This window comes from Pseudomonas sp. 22082 (assembly GCF_052046055.1).
Lineage (GTDB): Bacteria > Pseudomonadota > Gammaproteobacteria > Pseudomonadales > Pseudomonadaceae > Aquipseudomonas > Aquipseudomonas pharyngis.
Genome location: NZ_JBQEQB010000017.1, coordinates 44,727 through 67,680 on the forward strand (window position 1 = coordinate 44,727; position 22,954 = coordinate 67,680).

Here is a 22,954-nt window from a genome sequence, read left to right on the forward strand (position 1 = left end):
CTGTGGAACGAAGGGTCGGCTGGTTGACGCCAGGAGGGCGCGCATCCTACACCGGCAGTTCGCTGAGTCCTACAAGAGACAGGGAAATGCCGGACGTTGGGCAATCCAACCTGACTTAAGTTCTTTCGTTTCAGTGTGTAAGACAAATCTTTGTTACGTGCAGCTTCAATTAAAGCAGGCGCGTTCGCCGTTCATAGCGCAAAGATGCTCTTGGCCGCCGACGGCCCTATAATGCGCGCCGGTTTTCAGGGTAATGGTCATGAGTACAGAAGATCCGCGGTTTGCAGGCATCGCCCGTTTGTATGGCATCGAGGGCCTCGAGCGCCTGCGTGCAGCCCATGTGGCGATTGTCGGCGTTGGCGGCGTCGGTTCCTGGGCGGCGGAAGCCATGGCCCGTTGCGGGGTGGGCGAGATTTCGCTGTTCGACCTCGACGACGTCTGCGTCAGCAACGCCAACCGCCAGTTGCACGCGCTCGACAGCACCGTCGGCAAACCCAAGGTCGAGGTGATGGCCGAGCGTCTGCGCGGGATCAACCCGGACTGCAAGGTGCACGCCGTGGCGGACTTCGTCACCCGCGACACCATGGCCGAATACATCACGCCGAACATCGACTGCGTGATCGACTGCATTGATGCGGTCAACGCCAAGGCTGCGCTGATCGCCTGGTGCAAGCGCCGCAAGATTCAGATCATCACCACCGGTGGAGCTGGCGGACAGATCGATCCAACGTTGATTCAGGTCTGCGACCTCAACCGCACCTTCAACGATCCGCTGGCTTCGAAAGTGCGTTCAACGTTGCGCCGTGACTACGGTTTCTCGCGAACCGTGACCCGCCATTACAGCGTGCCGTGCGTGTTCTCCACCGAACAGCTGCGCTATCCGAAGCCGGACGGCAGCATTTGCCTGCAGAAGAGTTTTGTCGGTGACGGCGTGAAACTGGACTGCGCCGGCGGGTTTGGCGCGGTGATGATGGTGACGGCGACGTTCGGCATGGTCGCGGCGACCAAGGCCGTAGACAAGATTGTGGCGGGCGTGCGGCGACCGGCGGATCGGGTCAAGCCTCAGGCCTGAAGCATAGGGCTGCCCAGCAGCCCTTTTACTGCGCCAGCTCGTTCATCCGCTGCAGCACGGCATTCAAGCCATTGCTGCGCGACGGCGACAACTGCCGCGACAGTCCCAATTGATTGAACCACTCCGGCAGATCGATTTGCTGCAACTCGGCGGCCGACAAGCCGTTGACCCGCAACAGCAACAACGCCACCAATCCGCGAATCATCCGCGCATCGCTGCCTGCTGCGAATTGCCAGTGACCGTCGCGCAACTCTCCAACCAGCCACACCTGGCTTTCACAGCCGTGCACCCGATTGGCCTCGCACTTGTCCGCATCGCTCAACGGCGGCAGGCGGTCACCAAATTGCATTAACAGCCGCGCCCGCTGTTCCCAGCCGGCGGCGTTCTGAAACGTTTGCAGCGCGTCGGCGGCCTCGACCGGCAGGCTCATCGCAACAGCTCCAGCGCCTGATCCAGCGCTTCAAAGAACCGCTCCAGATCTTCGGAATCGTTGTACAGCGCCAGCGACACACGAATCGCCCCGGCCAGTTCGAAACGCTTGAGCAACGGCATCGCGCAGTGGTGTCCGGCACGCACGGCGATGCCCTGTTCGGTCAGCAAGTGCGCAAGATCGGCGTTGTGCACACCTTCCACGACAAAACTGACCAGCGCCAGTTGCGGCTTGCCCAGCAGACGGATGCCATTGCGGGCAGCAAGGCCGCGCAACAGATAGTCGTGCAGCGCCGCTTCGTGGGTGGACACGGCGTCCTGATCCAGACCGGCCAGATAATCGAGGGTCGCGCCGAGGCCGATCACGCTGGCAATCGGCGGCGTTCCCGCTTCGAAACCCAGTGGCGCCGGGCGGAAACGCGCGTCGTGATAATTGGCTTCCAGCACCATTTCGCCACCGAACTGCCACGGGCGCAGTTGTTCGAGCGCGGCGTTGCGCCCGAACAGCACGCCAAGGCCATCGGGCCCGTACAACTTGTGGCTGGAAAACACATAAAAGTCGCAACCCAGCGCCTGCGCGTCATGCCGGCCGTGAACCACGCCTTGAGCGCCATCGACCACGGTCAACGCGTTGTGCGCCTTGGCCATTGCCAGCAGTGCCGGCAACGGTTGCCAGGCGCCCAGTACGTTGGACAACTGGCTGACCGCCAGCAAGCGAGTGCGCGGACCGATCAGGTGAACGGCAGCAGCGAGGTCGATCACGCCGTCATCGTCCAGCGGCAGGATCACCAGTTTGAGGTCGCGACGTTGTGCCAGTTGCTGCCACGGCAGCAGATTGGCGTGATGCTCCAGGGCGCTGATGACAATTTCATCGCCTGGAAGGAAAAGATGTTCCAGGCCGTAAGCCAGGAGATTCAGCGCACTGGTGGCGCCGTGGGTGAAGATGATCTGCCCGCTGTCACCGGCATTCAGCCACTGGGCAACCTTCAGGCGGCTGTCCTCGAACGCCTGCGTGGCGTGGGCGCCGGGCAGATGCTGAGCACGATGCACGTTGGCCGCGCCATTGGCGTAGTAATGCGCCAGCGCGTCGAGCAGGGCCTGGGGTTTTTGCGTGGTGGCGGCGTTGTCCAGATAGGTCTGGTCTTGCCGTTGCAGGGCGGCGATGGCCGGGAAATCGGCGCGCCAGGGGGAGGGAATCATCACGGTTTCAAGCCCTGGTGAAGATGGGCGGGTTAACGCCGAACCCTGTGGGAGCGGGCTTGCCCGCGAATGCGTCGTGTCAGTCAAAATGAAGGGTGACTGACACACCGTCTTCGCGAGCAAGCCCGCTCCCACAGGAGGTCACAGCGGCGCTTAGTTGTGAGCGTGCAGCGCTTCGTTCAGTTCGATCGCCGATTTGTGGGTTTTGCATTCCACAGCGCCGGTTTCCGAATTGCGACGGAACAGCAGGTCGGTCTGACCGGCCAGTTCACGAGCCTTGACCACTTTGACCAGGTTGTTGTGCTCGTCCAGCAGCGCCACCTTGGTGCCAGCGGTCACGTACAGGCCCGACTCGACGGTGTTGCGGTCGCCCAGCGGGATACCGATACCGGCGTTGGCGCCGATCAGGCAGCCTTCGCCGACCTTGATCACGATGTTGCCGCCGCCCGACAGGGTGCCCATGGTCGAGCAGCCGCCGCCCAGGTCCGAACCCTTGCCAACGAAGACGCCAGCGGAAACGCGGCCTTCGATCATGCCCGGGCCTTCGGTGCCGGCGTTGAAGTTGATGAAACCTTCGTGCATCACGGTGGTGCCTTCGCCCACGTAGGCGCCCAGACGCAGGCGTGCGGCGTCAGCGATACGCACGCCGGCCGGTACCACGTAGTCGGTCATTTTCGGGAACTTGTCCACCGAGAACACTTCCAGCAGCTCGCCGCGCAGACGGGCTTCGAGTTGCAGCTCGGCCAGTTCGCTCAGGTCGATCGCGCCCTGGCTGGTCCAGGCCACGTTCGGCAGCAGCGGGAAGATCCCGGCCAGGCTCACGCCGTGCGGCTTGACCAGGCGATGGGACAGCAGGTGCAGCTTGAGGTAAGCCTCAGGAGTCGAAGTCAGTTGCGCGTCTTCGGCCAGCAGGGTCGCGACCAGCGGCTTGTGGCTTTCGGCCAGGCGGGTCAGCAGCTTGCCTTGTACCGCGTCGATGCCTTTCACGGCTTCAGCCAGTTGCGCAGCCTGTGCGGTGGTGAAGGTGATGGCCTGGTTGCCTCCGGTGTAGCCGAGGATCGGTGCAACTGCGGCAACCAGTTCGGCCGAAGGGTTCAACAGCGGCTGGGCGTAGAACACTTCCAGCCACGCGCCTTGACGGTTTTGGGTGCCGACGCCGAAGGCAATACTGAACAGGGAGTTGGACATGTGAATACCTCTACAAAAAGTGACGGGCTGCTTACTTGAGCGCGGCCGCGTAGATATCTGGCTTGAAGCCAATCAGGGTTCGGTCACCGAGATCGAGCACCGGGCGCTTGATCATCGAGGGTTGAGCGAGCATCAGTTCGATGGCTTTCGACTGGTCGAGATCGGCTTTGCGTTCGTCGTCGAGTTTGCGAAAGGTCGTGCCTGCGCGGTTCAACACCGTTTGCCAGCCATGCTCGTCGCACCATTGGGTCAGGTGCTCACGGTCAATGCCGGCGGTCTTGTAATCGTGGAAGTCATAGCTGACAGCGTGTTCATCGAGCCAGGTGCGCGCCTTTTTCATGGTGTCGCAGGCTTTGATGCCGAAAAGGTGCAACGTTTTGCTTGAAACGGTCAAGGAATTGCCCCCTTTACAGGTGCTGGAAAAAAATGGTGTCGGATTATGCCATGACCAGACGGTTTCGCGGCGCCGGGGTTGCTTTTGCTGAGGGGGCTGCGACATAGGTGCAACGGTCACGCACAGCCTAAGCGGCTAATATGGCAGTTTCAACGCTGTCGATTGTCCGGGATTTCCGCTCTATGCAAACCGCTTATACCGTCCTGATCCTGCTGATGCTGGTCAGTGTCTCGCGCCTGGTGGGACGGGTGATTCCGCTGCCGCTGCCACTGGTGCAGATCGCCGCCGGTGCCTTGCTGGCCTGGCCGACCCTCGGCCTGCACGTGGCTCTTGATCCGGAGCTGTTCCTGTTTCTGTTCCTGCCACCGCTGCTGTTTTCCGATGGCTGGCGCATGCCCAAGCGGGAATTGTGGCGCCTGCGCGGGCCGGTGCTGACGCTGGCGGTCGGGTTGGTGCTGTTTACCGTGGTCGGGGCGGGCTACTTCATTCATTGGCTGCTGCCGACGATTCCCTTGCCGGTGGCCTTCGCGCTGGCGGCGGTACTGTCGCCAACGGATGCCGTGGCCGTCTCGGCCATTTCGCAGAACCGCTTGCCCACACCATTGATGCACATGTTGCAGGGCGAGGCGCTGATGAATGACGCTTCGGGCCTGGTGACGTTCAAGTTCGCCCTGGTCGCGGCGGTTACCGGTGCGTTTTCCCTGGCCAACGCCAGCCTGACCTTCGTACTGGTCGCGGTCGGCGGGCTGGCAGTGGGTGTGGCGCTGAGCTGGCTGGTCGGCCGGTTGCGCGCCTGGATGATCGCCCGGGGCTGGGACGATCCGGCGACCCACGTGGTGTTCATGTTGCTGCTGCCATTCGCCGCTTACGTGCTGGCCGAACGGCTCGGCGCGTCGGGCATTCTTTCGGCAGTGGCGGCGGGGATGATGCAGAGCTGGCTCGATCTGCTGCCGCGCCAGACCAGCACCCGGTTGCTCAATCGCAGCGTGTGGTCGTTGCTGGAGTTTGCCTTCAACGGTTTGATTTTTCTGCTGCTCGGCCTGCAGCTACCGGACATCATTAAAGCGGTGGTCAGCCACGAGACGTCGTTGTGGCCGACCCTGTTCTATCGCTGTCTCGATGTGGTGGCGATCTTCCTGGCGCTGGTCCTGTTGCGTTTTATCTGGGTGCAGAGCATCTGGCGTCTTTCGGTGCTGTTGCGTCGCCTGCGTGGGAAGGGGGATCTGACGCAAGTGCCGACCGCCCGTTCCTGCTGGTTGCTGACCGTTGGCGGTGTGCGCGGTGCGGTGACCCTGGCGGGTGTGATGTCGGTGCCGATGCTGATGGGCAGCGAGGTGTTTCCCGAGCGCGACCTGCTGATCTTCATCGCCGCCGGGGTGATTCTGTTGTCGCTGGTGGCGGCGTGTATTGCGCTGCCATTGCTGTTGCGTGGTATCGAAAAAAGCCCGGACGACAAGCGTCGTCAGGAAGTCCGTGACGCCTGGCGAAAGACCGCGGAAGCAGCGATTCACGCGCTGGAGACCGAAGAGGTCAACCCGCAGGATGCCGCGCAAGCCGCGCTGGCAGCGGAGCTCAAGGCGCGGATCATGTCCGAGTACCGCCATCAGCTGGAGGTGTTCAACGATTCGGCCGAAGCCCAGGCGCTGGCGTTCCAGATGGATCTGCTGGAACGCCGCTTGCGCCTCAAGGCATTGCGGGCGCAGCGCCTTGAGTTGTACAGCCTCAGTCGTCAGCATCAGATTGGTGATGACGTTTTACGTGAAGTGCTGGGCGAACTGGATTTGAGTGAGGCCAATCTGGGGCAGGTCAAATGATCCAGGCGGCCCTGGCCCACTGGCTACGCCGTCTGTGCAGCAGGGTACGGATAGGCCTTCGCCATGAAGGCCTTGTCCTTTTCACTGAGCACTCGATTCAGATCAATCTTGAAATCGCCGTGGGTCCAGTCCTGGCGAACGGGGTAATGCATGATCGATTTCGGATCGTAAGGCGAATAGTCGAACGAGCCTGCATCGAGCAGGTTGAAGTAGCGTTCATCGACAGACTGGCGCGCGTAATCGTCTTCATCGGCGTCTTCGGCCACGCCGTGTGAGGCGTAAACCGCAGGTTTGTTCCAAGGAATGTTTGACTCCGGGTGCAGGTGCTCATGTTCGGCTCCCAATGCGTGCCCGAACTCATGCATGACATTGGCGGCGAAGAACGCAGGTGCTCGCAGGTCCGGTGACAGCCTCATGGTCGGGTCTGGCGCTTCGACCAAAAGGGCGTTGTTACCGATGACAGACCAGTAAATACCGGGCTCGCTTTTGATACGAATATCCCCTGAGTCGCCCTCGACAAAATCGAACTTCAGGTTGATGTGAGGCAGCCAGTTGCTCGCTGCGGTTTTGACAGCCTCTTTGAACGCCTGGTCGCCATTCAGAAAGGCAATTCGCAATGTCTGGCCAGGCGTCCAGAAGTGAGCCGGTTTGCCGGCTGCGCGTTTTTTTCGGCGAGACTGGTTGATTGTTTGAATCATGTTCAAGTGTCCTTACTTGCAGGAAATAATTAACGTGTCCAGCAACTCGATGAGTTCGGGTGGTGAAGTTATTGTTGATCGTGAAAGTATGAAAGTTGTTTGATGTAAGTGGGTGTGTTCAATCCAGTTTCGTCAGGCGTTGCACCTGACGAATGTTGTTTTGAAGCAGGCATTTATTTCGGATAAAGCAGTTTCATCAATTGTTTGTCTTTTTTACTGATCTTGCGGTTGATCGGGACTTCCCAGTTGCCGATGGTCAAATCGTTCGATACGGGATGGTGCATGATCGATCGCCTGTCGTAATTCGTATAAAGCGCGTCCAGCGTATCGAAGGAGGCGAACAGATTGCGGTCGACCTGTTCGCGGGTCAGCGGATTCATTTCCCGATTTCGGTAAAACGCGTACACCTTGGGTTTGTCCCACGGAATATTGGCTTGAGGGTGCTGATGTTCGTGCAGGGCCCCCAGCGCATGGCCGAACTCGTGAACCACGATGGTTTCGAAATCGGCATGTTCCGGTTTGACGCCCAGATTCATCGTTGGATGGTCGGGATGAATCAATAGCGCATCGGTGCCGAGCACCGAACTGTTGTTATTGTTCCGAGTGGCGATGCGGATATCACCTTTCAGATCGTCGACGAATTCAAACTTGAGGTTGATATAGGGCAGCCATTTACAGGCTGCCTTGATAATCGCGACCTTAAGGTCTGGGTCGGGTGTATCGATGAATGCGATTTTTAACGTGCGGCCATTTGCCCAGAGTTTCGAGTAATTGACCACGGAGCGTTTGCGGCGAGAGCCGGGTGCGCTGTGTGTACCGGCATTTGCCGGATTCTCGCTGATGGCGGCTGTGTAAGCGGCCTGATCGTCAGGCCATTGAATCAGTTGGCAATCCAGAAGTTCTTTCATTGTTCACTTCTTCCATGAAGTTAAAGTTGGCGTTGGTTCACGCGCAGCGAGTGGCGCGACTCAAGACTAACGCCTGGCCGGCACAGGAATGAGATACAAAAAACAAGGGAAGTGTTACGTGATATTTGACCACCCGTGCCGGATTGGCCGGCACGGGCATTCAGACATTACTTGTGGCGCAGGACGAAGTCGCGAATACGCTCGGCAGCCTCGACGCACTCCGCCAGCGGCGCAACCAGTGCCATCCGCACGCGCCCGGCGCCCGGATTGACGCCATCGACGTCGCGCGACAGGTACGAGCCCGGCACCACGGTCACGTGTTCTTCGGCAAACAGATCACGGCAGAACGCGGCATCGTCGCCTTGCACATTCGGCCACAGATAAAAGCTGCCATCAGGGCGCTGCACGTCCATCACCGGGCTGAGGATCGCCAGCACGGCATCGAACTTCTCACGGTACAGCGCACGGTTGGCGCGCACGTGCACTTCGTCATTCCACGCTGCGACGCTGGCCAGTTGGGTCTGAACCGGCATCGCGCAGCCGTGGTAGGTGCGGTACAGCAGGAAGCCCTTGAGGATGTCGGCATCGCCGGCAACGAAACCGGAGCGCAGACCCGGCAGGTTCGAGCGCTTGGACAGGCTGTGGAACACCACGCAGCGCTTGAAGTCTTGGCGGCCCAGTTCTGCGCAGGCACTGAGCAGGCCCGGCGGCGGGGTTTGTTCGTCGAAGTACAGTTCGCTGTAGCACTCGTCGGCGGCGATCACGAAGTCGTATTCGTCGGCCAGGGCGATCAGTTTTTTCAGCACATTGACCGGAATCAGCGCACCGGTCGGGTTGCCCGGCGAGCACAGGAACAGGATCTGGCAGCGCCTCCAGATCTCCGGCGATACCGCATCGAAGTCCGGATTGAAGCCGTTCTCGTCCAGGCACGGCAGGTAGTGCGGCTTGGCGCCGGCGAGGAACGCCGCACCTTCGTAGATCTGATAGAACGGGTTCGGGCTGACCACCAGTGCGTCGTCGCCACGGTTGACCACGGTCTGGGTGAAAGCGAACAGCGCTTCACGGGTGCCGTTGACCGGCAGCACATTGCGCGCCGGGTCGATCCAGCCGTTCGGCACGTTGAAACGACGTTCGCACCAGGCCGCGATGGCTTCGCGCAGGGCCGGGATGCCGAGGGTGGTCGGGTACACCGCCATCTGATCCAGATTGTTGGCCAGCGCCTCGGCGACAAAGCTTGGCGAGCGATGCTTCGGTTCGCCGATGGACAGCGCGATCGGGCGCTTGTCCGGGTTTGGCGTAACGCTGCCGAGCAGGGCGCGGAGCTTTTCGAACGGGTAGGGCTGAAGCTGGGACAGAGCGTTGTTCATCGGTGCGGGATCTCGTGCAAAGCGGTTGAATCCGGGCGCGCAATCAAATGCTGATGCGCGACAGTTTGATATCGGGTTCCTGATTGACGCTCAACTGTTCGACGATGGCATCCTGCAAACGGCTGCACAGCAGCGGGTCGGACAGCGGTTGATTGTGGGCGTCGGTGATGAAGAACACGTCTTCCACCCGCTCGCCCAAGGTGGCGATTTTGGCGTTCTGCAGCGACAGGTCGAACTCGAGGAAAATCCCGCCGACCCGTGCCAGCAGGCCTGGACGATCCGGCGCAGTGAGTTCCAGTACGGTTACCGGACGCTGGGCGTCGTTGTGGATCGTCACCTGCGGGGCGAACGCAAAATGCTTGAGCTGGCGCGGCACCCGACGCTGGATGATCGTCGGGTAGTCGGCCGGGTTGCGCAGGGCTTCGGTCAGTCCCTCGCGAATCTGCTTGACCCGGACCGGATTGTCGCCGATCGAGTCGCCATCGGTGTCGAGCACGATGTAGGTGTCGAGGGTGAACTGGCTGCTGGACGTGATGACCCGGGCGTCGTGAATGTTCAGATTGAGCTGATCCATCGCAGCCACGGTCACGGCGAAGAAGTCGTGCTGGTCCGGCGCATAGATGAAGATCTGCGTGCCGCCCTCGAATTCGCGCTGGGTGGTTTCCTTGATCAGCACCAGCGGGCCGCCGTCAGCCGGTTGCTGGAGAATGGCGTCGGTGTGCCAGGCCACATCGCCGGCGGTGTGGCGCAGGAAGTAGTCGTCGCCCAACTGCGCCCACAATTGCTCGACGTCATCCGGGTCGGTGCCGCCGCGTACCAGGATGTCCAGTGCTGCGCTCTGGGTCTGGCGGATCTGTTCTTCGCGATCCACCGGGTTCTCCAGGCCGCGGCGCAGTGCACGCTTGGTCTCGGTGTAGAGCTGGCGCAGCAGACTGGCACGCCACGAGTTCCACAGCGTCGGGTTTGTCGCGTTGATGTCGGCCACGGTCAGCACGTACAGGTAGTCGAGACGTGTCTCGTCACCGACCGCCAGCGCGAAGTCATGGATCACCTGCGGGTCGGACAGGTCCTTGCGCTGGGCGGTGGTCGACATCACCAGGTGGTTCTGCACCAGCCACACGATCAGGCGGCTGTCCCACACCGGCAATTGATGGCGCTGACAGAACGCTTCAGCGTCCACGGCACCAATTTCCGAGTGATCACCATGCCGGCCCTTGCCGATGTCGTGGTACAGGCCGGCCATATAAATGAGTTCAGGCTTGGGCAGTTTCGCCATCAGCTTGGCGGCCAGCGGGAATTTCTCCGACACCTGGGTGTACTGCAATTTGCGCAGGTGCTTGATCAGGTTCAGCGTGTGCGCATCGACCGTATAGATGTGAAACAGGTCGTGCTGCATCTGCCCGACAATGAAGCCGAATTCCGGCAGATAGCGCCCGAGAATGCCGTAACGGTTCATCCGCCGCAGGTTGCGGTGGATGCCGATCTTGCACTTGAACAGCTCGATGAACAGGCTGGTGTTGCGGATGTCGTTGCGAAAGTTGTCGTCGATCAGGTGACGGTTTTCCCGCAGCAGACGAATGGTGTCGGCGCGTACACCTTTGATTTCCGGCTGCTGGGCCATCAGCACGAAGATCTCGAGCATGGCGAACGGCGTGCGGCGGAATACGTTGTCGTTGCGTGCCTCGATGTAACCGTCGTGCAGTTGGAAGCGCGAGTTGATCGGCTGTGGCGGCGCTTCGTCTTCCGGGGCGAGGATGACTTCCTCGAAGTGCTGGATGATCAGGTCGCTGAGCTGGGCGATGCTCATCACCACCCGGAAATACTGCTGCATGAAGTTTTCGACGGCCTGTTTGGCGTCGTCGCCTTCAAAACCCAGCAGCCCGGCGATGGTGCGCTGGTGATCGAACAGCAGGCGGTCTTCGGAGCGACCGGCGAGCATGTGCAGGGCGTAACGCACTTTCCAGAGGAATTCCTGAGAGGACGCCAGCAGGGCGTTTTCACTCTCGACCAGAAAGCCTTCGCCGGCCAGGGCGCGCAGGTTCAGGGTGCCGTACTGACGACGGGCTACCCACAGAATGGTCTGAATATCCCGTAGTCCGCCGGGCGAGCCTTTGACGTTGGGTTCCAGGTTGTATTCGGTGTCGTTGTACTTGTGGTGGCGAGCCTTCTGCTCGGCGCGCTTGGCCAGGAAGAACTCCTTGCTCGGCCACATGTGTGCGGTGCTGGTGACGTCGAGCATGCGCTGGCGCAGGCTCTCGGGGCCGCAGATGGTGCGGCTTTCCATCAGGTTGGTGACCACTGTCAGGTCGGCGCGGGCCTCTTCGGCGCATTCGTCGACCGAACGAACGCTCTGACCGACTTCCAGGCCGATGTCCCACAGCAGGGTGAGAAAACGCTCGATGGAATCGCGGAAGATTTCGTGGTCGGCGCTGTCCAGCAGGATCAGCAGGTCGATGTCGGAGTAAGGGTGCAGTTCGCCGCGACCGTAGCCGCCGACCGCGACCAGCGCGATGTCGGCGTCTTCGCTCCAGTCGAACTGGTCCCAGGCCTTTTGCAGGATGTTATCGACGAACCACGCCCGATCTTCGATCAATCGCCGGATGTCGCGACCGGCCCGGAAGCGTGCATCGAGCACCTCGCGGGCCTGGCGGATCGCCTTCTTGAACGCCGCGATGGGACTCGCTTTCAGGGCCAGTTCAGCCTGGAACTGGCCGCGGTCGAAGAGTTCGGGATCCACCTGCGGCATCGATTGACTTTCCTTCTATAGGCTGGGAACGGTGTCTGGGTCAGGCCGAGATGCGCGGGATGGTGTCGTCGCTGCGCAGGGTGAAGATCTCGTAGCCGGTGTCGGTGACAAGCAAAGTGTGTTCCCACTGTGCCGACAGCTTGCGATCCTTGGTGATAGCGGTCCAGCCGTCGCCCAGTACTTTGGTGTCGGCCTTGCCCTGGTTGATCATCGGCTCGATGGTGAAGGTCATGCCGGCCTTCAGTTCCATGCCGGTGCCGGCACGGCCGTAGTGCAGGATCTGCGGCTCTTCGTGGAACACCTTGCCGATGCCATGGCCGCAGAATTCGCGAACCACCGAGAAACCGTTCTTTTCCGCGTGTTTCTGGATGATTTCGCCAATGTCGCCGAGGCGGCAGCCGGGTTTGACGATTTCGATCGCCTTGTACATGCATTCCTGGGTGACCTGCGACAGGCGCTCGGCCCAGACCGGCACGGTGCCAACGTGGAACATGCGGCTGGTGTCGCCGTGGTAGCCGTCCTTGATCACGGTGACGTCGATGTTCAGGGTGTCGCCGTTTTTCAGCGGCTTGTCGTTCGGGATGCCGTGGCAGACCACGTGGTTGATCGAGGTGCAGATCGACTTCGGGTAGCCCTTGTAGTTGAGCGGGGCAGGGATGGCCTGCTGGACGTTGACGATGTAGTCGTGGCAGATCTGGTTCAGCTCATCGGTGGTCACGCCAGGCTTGACGTGCTCGGCAATCATTTCCAGCACATCGGCGGCCAGTTTGCCGGCGACACGCATGCCAGCGATGTCCTCGGGGGTTTTGAGGGTGACGGTCATACAGGCTCTCTCTGCGCTCGACGGCGCTTGCTGATACGAACAGGGGCGCGGCTGTTGATTTGGCGGCCCCGAAAAACGCGATTCTAACAGACCAAAGGCGCAAATCCGCGCCTGCGTGCATCGCTTCTCTCTATACAATGCGGCGCATTGTCCCGATTCCAAGGGGCTGGCGCGCATGTCCCTGACGCGATTGCAGATTCCGGGTTCCGTTTGCGTCGCCCCTGTGGTATAAAATGCGCCGCTTTCCGGGGATAGCTCCGGGAGCATTAACCCACACACGTGTCGACACGATGGCCTGGGTGCCTTTGATCCTCGGATCAATGGTTGGTCATTGGGATACGTGGAGGCCCAACCCGACTTATCAAGGAACTATCATGTCCCAAGTCAACATGCGCGATATGCTGAAGGCCGGTGTGCACTTCGGTCACCAAACCCGTTACTGGAATCCGAAAATGGGTAAATACATTTTCGGCGCGCGTAACAAGATTCACATCATCAACCTTGAAAAAACCCTGCCAATGTTCAACGAAGCTCTGACTTTCGTAGAGCGTCTGGCCCAGGGCAAAAACAAGATTCTGTTCGTCGGCACCAAGCGTTCCGCTGGCAAGATCGTTGCTGAAGAAGCAGCACGTTGCGGTTCGCCGTACGTCGATCACCGCTGGTTGGGCGGCATGCTGACCAACTTCAAGACCATTCGTGCTTCCATCAAGCGTCTGCGTGACCTTGAAGTACAAGCCGAAGACGGTACTTTCGCCAAGCTGACCAAGAAAGAAGCGCTGATGCGCACTCGCGATCTTGAGAAGCTGGATCGTTCCCTGGGCGGCATCAAGGACATGGGCGGTCTGCCAGACGCACTGTTCGTGATCGACGTTGACCACGAGCGCATCGCGATCACCGAAGCCAACAAGCTGGGCATCCCGGTCATCGGCGTTGTCGATACCAACAGCAGCCCGGAAGGCGTTGACTACATCATCCCAGGCAACGATGACGCAATCCGCGCTATCCAGCTGTACATGGGTTCGATGGCTGACGCAGTCATCCGCGGTCGCAACAACGTTGCTGGCGGTACTGTAGAATTCGCAGCTGAAGAAACTCAGGCTGCAGCTGAGTAATTGACGCCCTGGCGTTGACTCAGTAAGCAAAAAGGGGGCTTGGCCCCCTTTTTGCCACCTCGAAAACCATCTGTCGGCAGCGCAGCTACAGCATCTGTAACGTGCAGCGGCTACAAACAGGTTCGGGAAGAATTGAACGCCCGTTCGATCGGGTGGAATGGTTGAAAACCTATCCAAGAGGAATTTGAAAATGGCAGCAATTACTGCAGCGTTGGTCAAAGAACTGCGCGAGCGTACCGGCGAAGGCATGATGGATTGCAAGAAAGCCCTGGAAAAGGCTGGCGGCGACATCGAAAAAGCCATTGATGACATGCGTGCTTCGGGCGCCATCAAGGCTGCCAAGAAAGCTGGCAACGTTGCCGCTGAAGGCGCTATCGCCATCAAGGACGACGGCAAGGCTGCCGTTCTGATCGAAGTCAACTCGCAGACCGACTTCCTGGCTCTGCAGGACGACTTCAAAAACTTCGTTGCTGCCAGCGTTGACAAAGCATTCGCTGACAAGCTGACCGATGCAGCTCCGCTGATCGCTTCTCAAGAAGCCGCTCGCGAAGCACTGGTTGCCAAAGTAGGCGAGAACGTCAACATCCGTCGCCTGGTGCGCGTAGAAGGCGACGTAGTCGGCACCTACCTGCACGGCAACAAGATCGGTGTTGCTGTTGTCCTGAAAGGCGGCGACGTCGAGCTGGCCAAAGACATCGCAATGCACGTTGCTGCAAGCAACCCTGAGTTCCTGCTGCCTTCGCAAGTCTCCGACGAAGCGATCGAGCGTGAAAAGGCTGTGTTCCTGCAGCTGAACGAAGAAAAAATCAAAGGCAAGCCAGAAAACATTGTTGAGAACATGGTCAAGGGCCGTATCAGCAAGTTCCTGGCAGAAGCAAGCCTGGTTGAGCAGGCGTTCGTCAAGAACCCTGAAATCAAGGTTGGTGAGCTGGCCAAGAAAGGCGGCGCTGAAATCGTTTCCTTCACCTACTTCAAAGTAGGCGAAGGCATCGAGAAGCCGGTCGACAACTTCGCTGAAGAAGTTGCTGCCCAGCTGGCTGCCGCCAAGCAATAAGACGGTTTTTCAACTGTCGCCCGAAAGAGGCTGCCCGCTCACGCGCGCAGCCTCTTTTCAGATAGGGTTACCAATTTTTAATTGGTTTCCCCTTGGAACTGACTTACAAAGCCATGTTCCGATGGCGCTGAAGCAGCGCCAAGCTAGAGTGAACGCCAGCTGTAAACAGCTCGCAAAGAATTTTTAAAATACGCCGCAGGAGAGATTCGCAATGGCTCAGCAGGGCAGTGGTTATCAGGCTCGCTATAAACGCATTCTACTCAAGCTTAGCGGCGAGGCCCTGATGGGCTCGGAAGAGTTCGGGATCGATCCGAAAGTGCTCGATCGCATGGCGCTGGAAGTCGGCCAACTGGTCGGCATCGGCGTTCAGGTCGGTCTGGTGATCGGCGGTGGCAACCTGTTCCGCGGTGAAGCGCTGAGCAAGGCCGGCATGGATCGGGTCACGGGCGACCACATGGGCATGCTGGCCACTGTGATGAACGCCCTGGCCATGCGCGACGCGCTGGAACGTGCCAATATCTCCGCCATCGTGATGTCGGCCATCTCCATGGTCGGTGTAACCGATCACTATGACCGTCGCAAGGCCATGCGCCACCTGAACTCCAAGGACGTGGTGATCTTCGCGGCCGGTACCGGCAATCCGTTCTTTACCACGGATTCGGCAGCCTGCCTGCGCGCTATTGAAATCGACGCTGATGTCGTGCTCAAGGCGACCAAGGTCGATGGCGTCTACACCGCTGACCCGTTCAAAGACCCGCATGCCGAGAAGTTCGATCATCTGACATACGATGAAGTACTGGATCGCAAGCTGGGTGTAATGGATCTGACGGCTATCTGCCTGTGCCGCGATCACAAGATGCCGCTGCGCGTATTTAACATGAACAAGCCGGGCGCCCTGCTGAACATCGTGCATGGTGGCGCTGAAGGCACTCTGATCGAGGAAGTCCAACAATGATCAACGAAATCAAGAAAGACGCTAAAGAGCGCATGACGAAGTCCGTTGAGTCCCTGGCTCACAACTTCGGCCGTATCCGCACCGGTCAGGCGCACCCGAGCATCCTGGAAGGCGTGATGGTGCCTTACTACGGCGCTGATACCCCGATCAAACAAGTGGCCAACATCACCGTCAAGGATGCCCGTACCCTGCAAGTCGTTGCGTTCGAGCGCAACATGCTGGGTGCCGTGGACAAGGCCATCGGCAGTGCAGGTCTGAACCTGAATCCTACCAACTTGGGTGAGTTGTTGCTGATCAGCATGCCGGCCCTGACTGAAGAAACCCGTCGCGGTTTCACCAAGCAGGCGCGTGATGTGGCTGAAGACGCTCGTGTTGCTGTGCGCAACATCCGTCGCGATGCCAACAGCTCCCTGAAGGATCTGGTCAAGGAAAAGGAAATCAGTGAAGACGAAGAGCGTCGCGCAGCCGGCGAGATCGACGATCTGACCAAGAAGTTCGTGGCTGAAATCGACGCCAAGCTGGCCGAGAAAGAAAAAGACCTGATGGCCGTATAAGGGTCGAGTTTTAAATGGACAAGACCAAGCAGACTGCGCCGTCCGCGGTGCCGCGCCATGTCGCGATCATCATGGATGGCAATAATCGCTGGGCGAAAAAACGCTTCATGCCGGGTGTCGCCGGGCATAAAGCGGGCGTGGATGCTGTACGGGCGGTGATCGAGGTGTGTGCCGAGGCCAAGGTCGAGGTACTCACCCTGTTCGCTTTTTCCAGTGAAAACTGGCAGCGCCCGGCCGATGAGGTGAGCGCCTTGATGGATCTGTTCTTCAAGGCGTTGCGTCGTGAGGCCAAGCGCCTGAACGACAACAACATCAGTCTGCGCATCATTGGTGATCGCACGCGGTTCCATCCCGAGCTTCAGGCAGCCATGCGTGAAGCTGAAGCGATGACCGCCGGTGCCAACCGTTTCATCCTGCAAATCGCTGCCAACTACGGCGGTCAGTGGGACATTGCGCAAGCGGCACAGCGTCTGGCGCGTGAGGTTCAGGCCGGGCATTTGCGGCCGGAAGACATCACCCCGGATCTGCTGCAGACCTGTCTGGTCACTGGTGATCTGCCGTTGCCTGATTTGTGCATCCGCACCGGCGGCGAGCATCGCATCAGCAACTTCCTCTTGTGGCAGTTGGCCTACGCCGAGTTGTACTTCTCCGACCTGTTCTGGCCGGACTTCAAACACGAAGCCATGCGCAATGCGCTGGCCGATTTCGCTTTGCGCCAGCGTCGCTTCGGTAAAACGAGTGAGCAGGTCGAAGCTGGAGCCCGGGTTTAATGCTTAAACAACGCATCATCACTGCACTGATTCTATTGCCGATCGCCCTGGGTGGTTTTTTCCTGCTCGAAGGGTCCGGTTTTGCCCTGTTCATCGGGCTGGTCGTGAGTCTGGGTGCCTGGGAGTGGGCACGCCTGGCCGGCTTCACCGCGCAGGCATTCCGTGTCGGCTACGCGGCGGTGGTCGCGCTGATGCTGTTCGTCATGTACATCCTGCCGGGGCTGGCACCATGGGTGCTGGGCGCGTCGGTGATCTGGTGGGTGCTGGCGACCTGGCTGGTGCTGACGTATCCGCGCTCCAGCGAGCATTGGTCCAGCGCCGCCGCCAAGCTGGTAATCGGTTTGCTGATTCTGTTGCCTGCCTGGCAAGGGCTGATGCTGATCAAGCAATACCCGCTCGGTAACTGGTTGATCATGGCGGTGATGGTGCTGGTCTGGGGGGCTGATATCGGGGCGTACTTCTCCGGTCGTGCGTTCGGCAAGCGCAAGCTGGCTCCGCAAGTCAGTCCCGGCAAAAGCTGGGAGGGCGTGTATGGCGGTCTGGCGTTAAGTCTGGTCATCACTACGTTGGTCGCGCTGTTCCGTGACTGGACGGTGGCACAACTGTTCAAGGGTTTGATCGGTGCGGCGGTGATTGTCTTCATCTCGGTGGTGGGCGATCTGACCGAAAGCATGTTCAAACGCCAGTCCGGCATCAAGGACAGCAGTAATCTGCTGCCCGGCCATGGTGGTGTACTGGATCGCATCGACAGCCTGACGGCGGCGATCCCGGTATTCGCGGTGCTGTTGTGGATGGCGGCGTCGTGAGTCGCCCACAGCAGATTACCGTCCTGGGCGCGACCGGTTCGATCGGTCTGAGCACCCTGGATGTCATCGCCCGGCATCCGGAGCGTTATCAGGCCTTCGCCCTGAGCGGTTTTACCCGCCTGAGCGAACTGTTTGCCCTGTGTGTCCGTCATCTTCCTAAATATGCTGTAGTGCCGGAGGTCGGCGCCGCTCGCAACCTGCAGGATGATTTACGAGCCGCGGGTCTGCCGACGCAGGTGCTGGTCGGCGAGGAAGGATTGTGTCAGGTCGCTGCGGCACCCGAGGTGGATGCCGTCATGGCCGCCATCGTCGGCGCTGCCGGCCTGCGCCCGACTCTCGCGGCAGTCGAGGCGGGCAAGAAGATTCTTCTGGCCAACAAGGAAGCGCTGGTCATGTCCGGCGCCTTGTTCATGCAGGCGGTGCGCAAGAGCGGTTCGGTCCTGTTGCCGATCGACAGCGAACACAACGCGATTTTTCAGTGCATGCCGCAGGACTATGCTCGCGGGCTGAGTAACGTTGGGGTCCGTCGGATTTTGCTGACGGCTTCCGGTGGTCCGTTTCGCCAAACGCCGATGGCCGAACTGGCGCATGTTTCACCGGATCAGGCCTGTGCGCACCCGAACTGGTCCATGGGGCGCAAGATTTCGGTGGATTCGGCCAGCATGATGAACAAGGGGCTCGAACTGATCGAGGCCTGCTGGTTGTTCGATGCCAAGCCATCGCAAGTCGAAGTGGTGATTCATCCGCAGAGCGTGATTCACTCGCTGGTCGATTATGTGGACGGCTCGGTGCTGGCGCAGTTGGGCAATCCCGATATGCGCACGCCGATTGCCAACGCCCTGGCTTGGCCAGAGCGCATTGATTCGGGCGTGGCGCCGCTGGATCTGTTCGCTGTGGCGCGCCTGGATTTCGAAGCTCCCGACGAGGAGCGTTTCCCGTGCCTGCGCCTGGCGCGGCAGGCCGCCGAGGCGGGAAACAGTGCCCCGGCCATGCTCAACGCGGCGAATGAAGTGGCGGTTGCCGCGTTTCTCGACGGACGGGTTCGCTACCTGGAAATCGCGAGTATCATCGAGGAAGTCTTGAATCTCGAGCCTGTGGTGGCGCTGGATGATCTCGATGCGGTGTTCGCCGCTGATGCAACCGCCCGGACATTGGCCGGGCAGTGGTTGAGTCGTCACGGCCGATAGGTCTTGCAATACATGGCTTCACGCGGCACTGGACAGGATTGCGGAGAAAGTAGATGAGCGCGCTCTATATGATTGCCGGCACCCTGATCGCTCTGGGTGTGCTGGTCACCTTTCACGAATTCGGCCACTTCTGGGTCGCGCGTCGCTGTGGCGTCAAGGTTCTGCGTTTCTCCGTTGGCTTCGGCATGCCGCTGCTGCGCTGGCACGACAAGCAGGGTACGGAGTTCGTAGTCGCCGCGATTCCGCTGGGTGGCTACGTCAAGATGCTCGACGAGCGCGAAGGCGAAGTGCCGGCCGATCAGCTTCATCAGTCATTCAATCGCAAGTCTGTTCGTCAGCGTATCGCCATCGTCGCGGCCGGCCCTGTGGCCAACTTCCTGCTCGCGCTGGTGTTCTTCTGGGTGTTGGCCATGCTCGGTAGCGAGCAGATTCGCCCGGTCATCGGTTCGGTGGAGTCCGGCAGCATCGCCGCAACGGCTGGGCTGAGCGCCGGTCAGGAGATCGTCGCCATCGACGGAGAGCCGACCTCGGGCTGGGCTGCGGTCAACCTGCAGTTGGTGCGACGCCTGGGGGAAAGCGGCTCACTGCAATTGATGGTGCGCGAGCCTGGCTCCACGGCTGACTCACCTCGTGAGCTGGCGCTCGATAAATGGCTCAAAGGGGCTGACGAGCCGGACCCGATTCGCTCCCTCGGTATTCGTCCTTGGCGTCCCGCGTTACCGCCAGTGCTGGCCGAGCTCGATCCGAAAGGTCCGGCCCAGGCGGCAGGGCTGAAAACCGGTGATCGTCTGTTGACGCTTGATGGCAAGGCGCTGGATGACTGGCAGCAGGTGGTCGATACCGTTCGTACGCGTCCTGATACCAAAATCGTGCTGCGCGTCGAGCGCGACGGTGTTCAAATCGACGTCCCTGTGACATTGGCTGCGCGTGGCGATAAAAAGTCTCCAAGCGGTTACCTTGGGGCGGGCGTGAAGGCTGTCGACTGGCCGCCGGAAATGATTCGCGAGGTCAGCTACGGGCCTTTGGCGGCGATTGGCGAGGGTGCCCGTCGTACCTGGACCATGAGCGTACTGACGCTGGATTCACTGAAGAAAATGCTCTTCGGCGAGCTCTCGGTAAAAAACTTGAGTGGACCGATAACCATTGCTAAAGTGGCGGGCGCTTCTGCCCAGTCGGGCGTCGCTGATTTCCTGAATTTCCTTGCTTATCTGAGTATTAGCCTGGGGGTTCTGAATTTGCTGCCCATTCCTGTACTGGATGGGGGGCATTTGTTGTTTTATCTGATCGAGTGGGCGCGTGGTCGTCCCTTGTCGGATCGGGTGCAAGGTTGGGGGATACAGATCGGTATCAGCTTGGTGGTCGGGGTGATGTTGCTTGCTCTGGTCAACGATCTGGGTCGTCTGTAACGCTTCGCTGAATTGCGAATCTGCCGCATTTTGCGGCAGTTTGTTTATTGCCAGTTGGAATAAGAAAGGACTTCATGAAACGTCTGCTGCTAACTGCGGTTCTCACCGTATTGATGATCGCCGAAGTTCACGCCGAGTCCTTCACTATCTCTGATATTCGCGTCAATGGCCTCCAGCGGGTCTCCGCGGGTAGCGTCTTTGGTGCCTTGCCGTTGAACGTCGGCGAGCAGGCGGATGATCGTCGCCTGGTGGAATCCACTCGTGCGCTGTTCAAAACCGGTTTCTTTCAAGATATCCAGCTGGGCCGCGAAGGCAACGTTCTGGTGATCACTGTCGTCGAGCGTCCCTCGGTCGCCAGCATCGAGATCGAAGGCAACAAGGCGATCTCCACCGAAGACCTGATGAAAGGCCTCAAGCAGTCCGGTCTGGCCGAAGGCGAGATCTTCCAGCGCGCGACCCTCGAAGGCGTGCGTAACGAGCTGCAACGTCAATACGTTGCACAAGGTCGTTACTCGGCTACCGTCGATACCGAAGTGGTCTCGCAGCCGCGCAACCGCGTCGGCCTGAAAGTGAAGATCAACGAAGGCACCGTCGCCGCCATTCAGCACATCAACGTGGTGGGCAACACGGTTTTCCCCGAGGAAGACCTGACCGACCTATTCGAACTGAAAACCACCAACTGGCTGTCGTTCTTCAAGAACGACGACAAGTATGCCCGTGAAAAACTGTCCGGTGACCTGGAGCGTCTGCGTTCCTACTACCTGGACCGTGGCTATATCAACATGGATATCGCTTCGACCCAAGTGTCCATCACCCCGGACAAGAAGCACGTCTACATCACCGTCAACGTCAACGAAGGCGAGAAGTACACCGTTCGTGACGTCAAGCTCAGCGGTGACCTGAAAGTCCCTGAGGACCAGGTCAAGTCGCTGTTGCTGGTGCAGAAAGGTCAGGTGTTCTCGCGCAAGCTGATGACCACCACTTCCGAACTGATCACCCGTCGTCTGGGTAACGAGGGTTACACCTTCGCCAACGTCAACGGCGTGCCACAACCGCACGATGAAGATCACACCGTCGATATCCTGTTCGCTGTCGATCCGGGCAAGCGTGCCTACGTCAACCGCATCAACTTCCGTGGCAACACCAAGTCCGAGGACGAAGTGCTGCGCCGTGAAATGCGTCAGATGGAAGGTGGCTGGGCTTCGACCTACCTGATCGACCAGTCCAAGACCCGTCTGGAGCGTCTGGGCTTCTTTAAAGAGGTCAACGTCGAGACCCCGGCCGTGCCAGGTGTCGACGACCAGGTTGACGTGAACTACAGCGTGGAAGAGCAGGCTTCCGGTTCGATCACCGCCAGCGTCGGTTTCGCCCAAAGTGCCGGTCTGATCCTCGGTGGTTCGATCACCCAGAACAACTTCCTCGGTACCGGTAACCGCGTCAGCGTCGGCCTGACCCGCAGCGAATACCAGAGCCGCTACAACTTCGGCTACGTTGACCCCTACTGGACCGCCGATGGCGTGAGCCTGGGTTACAACGCGTTCTACCGCACCACCGACTACAAAGACCTCGACGTCGACGTAGCGAGCTATGCGGTAGACAGCCTGGGTGCCGGCGTGAACGTGGGCTACCCGATCAGCGAGACTTCGCGTCTGACCTTCGGTCTGTCTGCTCAGCAGGACAAGATCAAGACCGGTCAGTACACCGTTGACGAGATTTTCGACTTCGTTAAGCGTGAAGGCGACAACTACCTGAACTTCAAGGCTTCGGCGGGCTGGTCCGAGTCGACCCTGAACAAAGGTGTTCTGCCAACCCGTGGTCGTTCCCAGAGCCTGACCCTGGAAACCACCATTCCAGGCAGCGATCTGTCGTTCTTCAAGCTCGATTACCGTGGCCAGTTGTTCCAGCCTTTGAGCGAGAACTACACCATGCGCCTGCACACCGAGCTGGGCTATGGCGATGGTTACGGTTCGACCGACGGCTTGCCGTTCTATGAAAACTACTATGCTGGTGGTTTCAACTCGGTCCGCGGCTTTAAAGACAGCACGCTGGGTCCACGCAGTACCCCTAGTCGTGGCGCCGGTGTGACCGGTAACGCCGGTACGTTGCGTGACCCGGATCAGGATCCGCTGCCGTTCGGTGGCAACGTGTTGATCCAGGGTGGTGTCGAGGTGTTGTTCCCGCTGCCATTCGTCAAGGATCAGCGTTCGCTGCGTACTTCGGTATTCTGGGACGTGGGTAACGTATTTGACTCCAAGTGCGAGAAGACTACCAACGCGACTGTCGGCTCGACTTCTGCCACCCAATGCAACGACATCAGTCTGAGCAACATGGCCAGCTCCGTCGGTGTCGGCGTGACCTGGGTCACCGCACTGGGCCCGCTGAGCTTTGCACTGGCGATGCCGATCAAGAAACCGGATGAAGCTGAAACTCAAGTGTTCCAATTCTCCCTGGGCCAGACGTTCTAAGCGTCT

General features: G+C 59.7%; 20 protein-coding genes. 11 read left to right on the top strand and 9 right to left on the bottom strand.

What is annotated here, in order from left to right; all coding sequences use genetic code 11:
- The first annotated feature begins 253 nt into the window (after positions 1–253).
- Positions 254–1,072 carry a tRNA cyclic N6-threonylcarbamoyladenosine(37) synthase TcdA gene (gene tcdA, locus ACTJK9_RS19505; RefSeq protein WP_039769652.1) on the top strand — a complete coding sequence of 273 codons (819 nt, stop codon included), beginning with the start codon at positions 254–256 and terminating at the stop codon, positions 1,070–1,072.
- 25 nt (positions 1,073–1,097) lie between these two features.
- Here tcdA and ACTJK9_RS19510 read toward each other — a convergent pair whose 3' ends face one another.
- The 4 genes from ACTJK9_RS19510 to ACTJK9_RS19525 all read right to left on the bottom strand — a co-directional run bounded on the left by ACTJK9_RS19510 (position 1,098) and on the right by ACTJK9_RS19525 (position 4,283).
- A complete protein-coding gene (locus ACTJK9_RS19510; RefSeq protein WP_085612283.1) occupies positions 1,098–1,502 on the bottom strand; it encodes a SufE family protein in 405 nt (134 codons plus the stop codon).
- A complete protein-coding gene (locus tag ACTJK9_RS19515; RefSeq protein ID WP_221398803.1) occupies positions 1,499–2,704 on the bottom strand; it encodes an aminotransferase class V-fold PLP-dependent enzyme in 1,206 nt (401 codons plus the stop codon). Before ACTJK9_RS19515 ends, ACTJK9_RS19510 begins: the two co-directional genes overlap by 4 nt.
- Positions 2,705–2,854: 150 nt before the next feature.
- On the bottom strand, positions 2,855–3,889 hold the full coding sequence (dapD, locus tag ACTJK9_RS19520) for a 2,3,4,5-tetrahydropyridine-2,6-dicarboxylate N-succinyltransferase (protein WP_085612285.1): 1,035 nt from the start codon (positions 3,887–3,889) through the stop codon (positions 2,855–2,857).
- Positions 3,890–3,920: 31 nt separating this feature from the next.
- Positions 3,921–4,283, bottom strand: a complete 363-nt coding sequence (locus tag ACTJK9_RS19525) for an ArsC family reductase (protein ID WP_003222107.1) — start codon at positions 4,281–4,283, stop codon at positions 3,921–3,923.
- A 182-nt stretch (positions 4,284–4,465) separates the two neighbouring features.
- Between ACTJK9_RS19525 and ACTJK9_RS19530 the strand changes: the two genes are divergently transcribed.
- Entirely contained in the window at positions 4,466–6,097 is a 1,632-nt protein-coding gene (locus ACTJK9_RS19530) for a Na+/H+ antiporter (RefSeq protein ID WP_440815572.1), read from the top strand.
- A gap of 23 nt (positions 6,098–6,120) precedes the next feature.
- Here ACTJK9_RS19530 and ACTJK9_RS19535 read toward each other — a convergent pair whose 3' ends face one another.
- The 5 genes from ACTJK9_RS19535 to map form a co-directional block, all read right to left on the bottom strand.
- Positions 6,121–6,795 carry a hypothetical protein gene (locus ACTJK9_RS19535; protein WP_221399662.1) on the bottom strand — a complete coding sequence of 225 codons (675 nt, stop codon included), beginning with the start codon at positions 6,793–6,795 and terminating at the stop codon, positions 6,121–6,123.
- A gap of 173 nt (positions 6,796–6,968) precedes the next feature.
- Entirely contained in the window at positions 6,969–7,703 is a 735-nt protein-coding gene (locus ACTJK9_RS19540) for a peptidase M12 (RefSeq protein ID WP_085612288.1), read from the bottom strand.
- Between the two features lie 167 nt (positions 7,704–7,870).
- Positions 7,871–9,070, bottom strand: a complete 1,200-nt coding sequence (dapC, locus tag ACTJK9_RS19545; RefSeq protein WP_440815576.1) for a succinyldiaminopimelate transaminase — start codon at positions 9,068–9,070, stop codon at positions 7,871–7,873.
- Between the two features lie 43 nt (positions 9,071–9,113).
- The gene (locus ACTJK9_RS19550) at positions 9,114–11,816 is read right to left on the bottom strand and encodes a [protein-PII] uridylyltransferase (protein WP_440815580.1); all 2,703 of its coding nucleotides are present in this window, start codon (positions 11,814–11,816) and stop codon (positions 9,114–9,116) included.
- A 40-nt stretch (positions 11,817–11,856) separates the two neighbouring features.
- Positions 11,857–12,639: a type I methionyl aminopeptidase gene (map, locus tag ACTJK9_RS19555; RefSeq protein ID WP_039769663.1), complete on the bottom strand. Its 783-nt coding sequence runs from the start codon at positions 12,637–12,639 to the stop codon at positions 11,857–11,859.
- Positions 12,640–13,013: 374 nt separating this feature from the next.
- Between map and rpsB the strand changes: the two genes are divergently transcribed.
- The 9 genes from rpsB to bamA all read left to right on the top strand — a co-directional run bounded on the left by rpsB (position 13,014) and on the right by bamA (position 22,948).
- Positions 13,014–13,751 carry a 30S ribosomal protein S2 gene (gene rpsB, locus ACTJK9_RS19560; protein WP_008052780.1) on the top strand — a complete coding sequence of 246 codons (738 nt, stop codon included), beginning with the start codon at positions 13,014–13,016 and terminating at the stop codon, positions 13,749–13,751.
- Positions 13,752–13,941: 190 nt separating this feature from the next.
- Positions 13,942–14,805, top strand: coding sequence for a translation elongation factor Ts (tsf, locus tag ACTJK9_RS19565; RefSeq protein WP_064593783.1), 864 nt, complete (start codon positions 13,942–13,944; stop codon positions 14,803–14,805).
- 211 nt (positions 14,806–15,016) lie between these two features.
- Positions 15,017–15,760, top strand: coding sequence for a UMP kinase (gene pyrH, locus ACTJK9_RS19570; protein ID WP_011332683.1), 744 nt, complete (start codon positions 15,017–15,019; stop codon positions 15,758–15,760).
- Positions 15,757–16,314: a ribosome recycling factor gene (frr, locus tag ACTJK9_RS19575; protein WP_011332684.1), complete on the top strand. Its 558-nt coding sequence runs from the start codon at positions 15,757–15,759 to the stop codon at positions 16,312–16,314. Before pyrH ends, frr begins: the two co-directional genes overlap by 4 nt.
- A gap of 14 nt (positions 16,315–16,328) precedes the next feature.
- Positions 16,329–17,084 carry a polyprenyl diphosphate synthase gene (gene uppS, locus ACTJK9_RS19580; protein WP_007954779.1) on the top strand — a complete coding sequence of 252 codons (756 nt, stop codon included), beginning with the start codon at positions 16,329–16,331 and terminating at the stop codon, positions 17,082–17,084.
- Entirely contained in the window at positions 17,084–17,890 is an 807-nt protein-coding gene (locus ACTJK9_RS19585; RefSeq protein ID WP_064593785.1) for a phosphatidate cytidylyltransferase, read from the top strand. The genes uppS and ACTJK9_RS19585 overlap by 1 nt, the downstream gene beginning before the upstream one ends.
- On the top strand, positions 17,887–19,077 hold the full coding sequence (gene ispC / locus ACTJK9_RS19590) for a 1-deoxy-D-xylulose-5-phosphate reductoisomerase (protein WP_085647793.1): 1,191 nt from the start codon (positions 17,887–17,889) through the stop codon (positions 19,075–19,077). The genes ACTJK9_RS19585 and ispC overlap by 4 nt, the downstream gene beginning before the upstream one ends.
- A 53-nt stretch (positions 19,078–19,130) precedes the next feature.
- Positions 19,131–20,483 carry a sigma E protease regulator RseP gene (gene rseP, locus ACTJK9_RS19595; RefSeq protein WP_221398808.1) on the top strand — a complete coding sequence of 451 codons (1,353 nt, stop codon included), beginning with the start codon at positions 19,131–19,133 and terminating at the stop codon, positions 20,481–20,483.
- Positions 20,484–20,557: 74 nt separating this feature from the next.
- Positions 20,558–22,948: an outer membrane protein assembly factor BamA gene (gene bamA, locus ACTJK9_RS19600; protein ID WP_039769675.1), complete on the top strand. Its 2,391-nt coding sequence runs from the start codon at positions 20,558–20,560 to the stop codon at positions 22,946–22,948.
- Positions 22,949–22,954 lie beyond the last annotated feature (6 nt).

What these genes read in the sequence shown, in the direction of transcription:
- tcdA (WP_039769652.1), top strand. Translation starts at nt 254, where the DNA reads ATGGTCATGAGTACAGAAGATCCGCGGTTTGCAGGCATCGCCCGTTTG.
- ACTJK9_RS19510 (WP_085612283.1), bottom strand. Translation starts at nt 1,502, where the DNA reads ATGAGCCTGCCGGTCGAGGCCGCCGACGCGCTGCAAACGTTTCAGAAC.
- dapD (WP_085612285.1), bottom strand. Translation starts at nt 3,889, where the DNA reads ATGTCCAACTCCCTGTTCAGTATTGCCTTCGGCGTCGGCACCCAAAAC.
- ACTJK9_RS19530 (WP_440815572.1), top strand. Translation starts at nt 4,466, where the DNA reads ATGCAAACCGCTTATACCGTCCTGATCCTGCTGATGCTGGTCAGTGTC.
- ACTJK9_RS19535 (WP_221399662.1), bottom strand. Translation starts at nt 6,795, where the DNA reads ATGATTCAAACAATCAACCAGTCTCGCCGAAAAAAACGCGCAGCCGGC.
- ACTJK9_RS19540 (WP_085612288.1), bottom strand. Translation starts at nt 7,703, where the DNA reads ATGAAAGAACTTCTGGATTGCCAACTGATTCAATGGCCTGACGATCAG.
- dapC (WP_440815576.1), bottom strand. Translation starts at nt 9,070, where the DNA reads ATGAACAACGCTCTGTCCCAGCTTCAGCCCTACCCGTTCGAAAAGCTC.
- ACTJK9_RS19550 (WP_440815580.1), bottom strand. Translation starts at nt 11,816, where the DNA reads ATGCCGCAGGTGGATCCCGAACTCTTCGACCGCGGCCAGTTCCAGGCT.
- map (WP_039769663.1), bottom strand. Translation starts at nt 12,639, where the DNA reads ATGACCGTCACCCTCAAAACCCCCGAGGACATCGCTGGCATGCGTGTC.
- rpsB (WP_008052780.1), top strand. Translation starts at nt 13,014, where the DNA reads ATGTCCCAAGTCAACATGCGCGATATGCTGAAGGCCGGTGTGCACTTC.
- tsf (WP_064593783.1), top strand. Translation starts at nt 13,942, where the DNA reads ATGGCAGCAATTACTGCAGCGTTGGTCAAAGAACTGCGCGAGCGTACC.
- pyrH (WP_011332683.1), top strand. Translation starts at nt 15,017, where the DNA reads ATGGCTCAGCAGGGCAGTGGTTATCAGGCTCGCTATAAACGCATTCTA.
- frr (WP_011332684.1), top strand. Translation starts at nt 15,757, where the DNA reads ATGATCAACGAAATCAAGAAAGACGCTAAAGAGCGCATGACGAAGTCC.
- uppS (WP_007954779.1), top strand. Translation starts at nt 16,329, where the DNA reads ATGGACAAGACCAAGCAGACTGCGCCGTCCGCGGTGCCGCGCCATGTC.
- ACTJK9_RS19585 (WP_064593785.1), top strand. Translation starts at nt 17,084, where the DNA reads ATGCTTAAACAACGCATCATCACTGCACTGATTCTATTGCCGATCGCC.
- rseP (WP_221398808.1), top strand. Translation starts at nt 19,131, where the DNA reads ATGAGCGCGCTCTATATGATTGCCGGCACCCTGATCGCTCTGGGTGTG.
- bamA (WP_039769675.1), top strand. Translation starts at nt 20,558, where the DNA reads ATGAAACGTCTGCTGCTAACTGCGGTTCTCACCGTATTGATGATCGCC.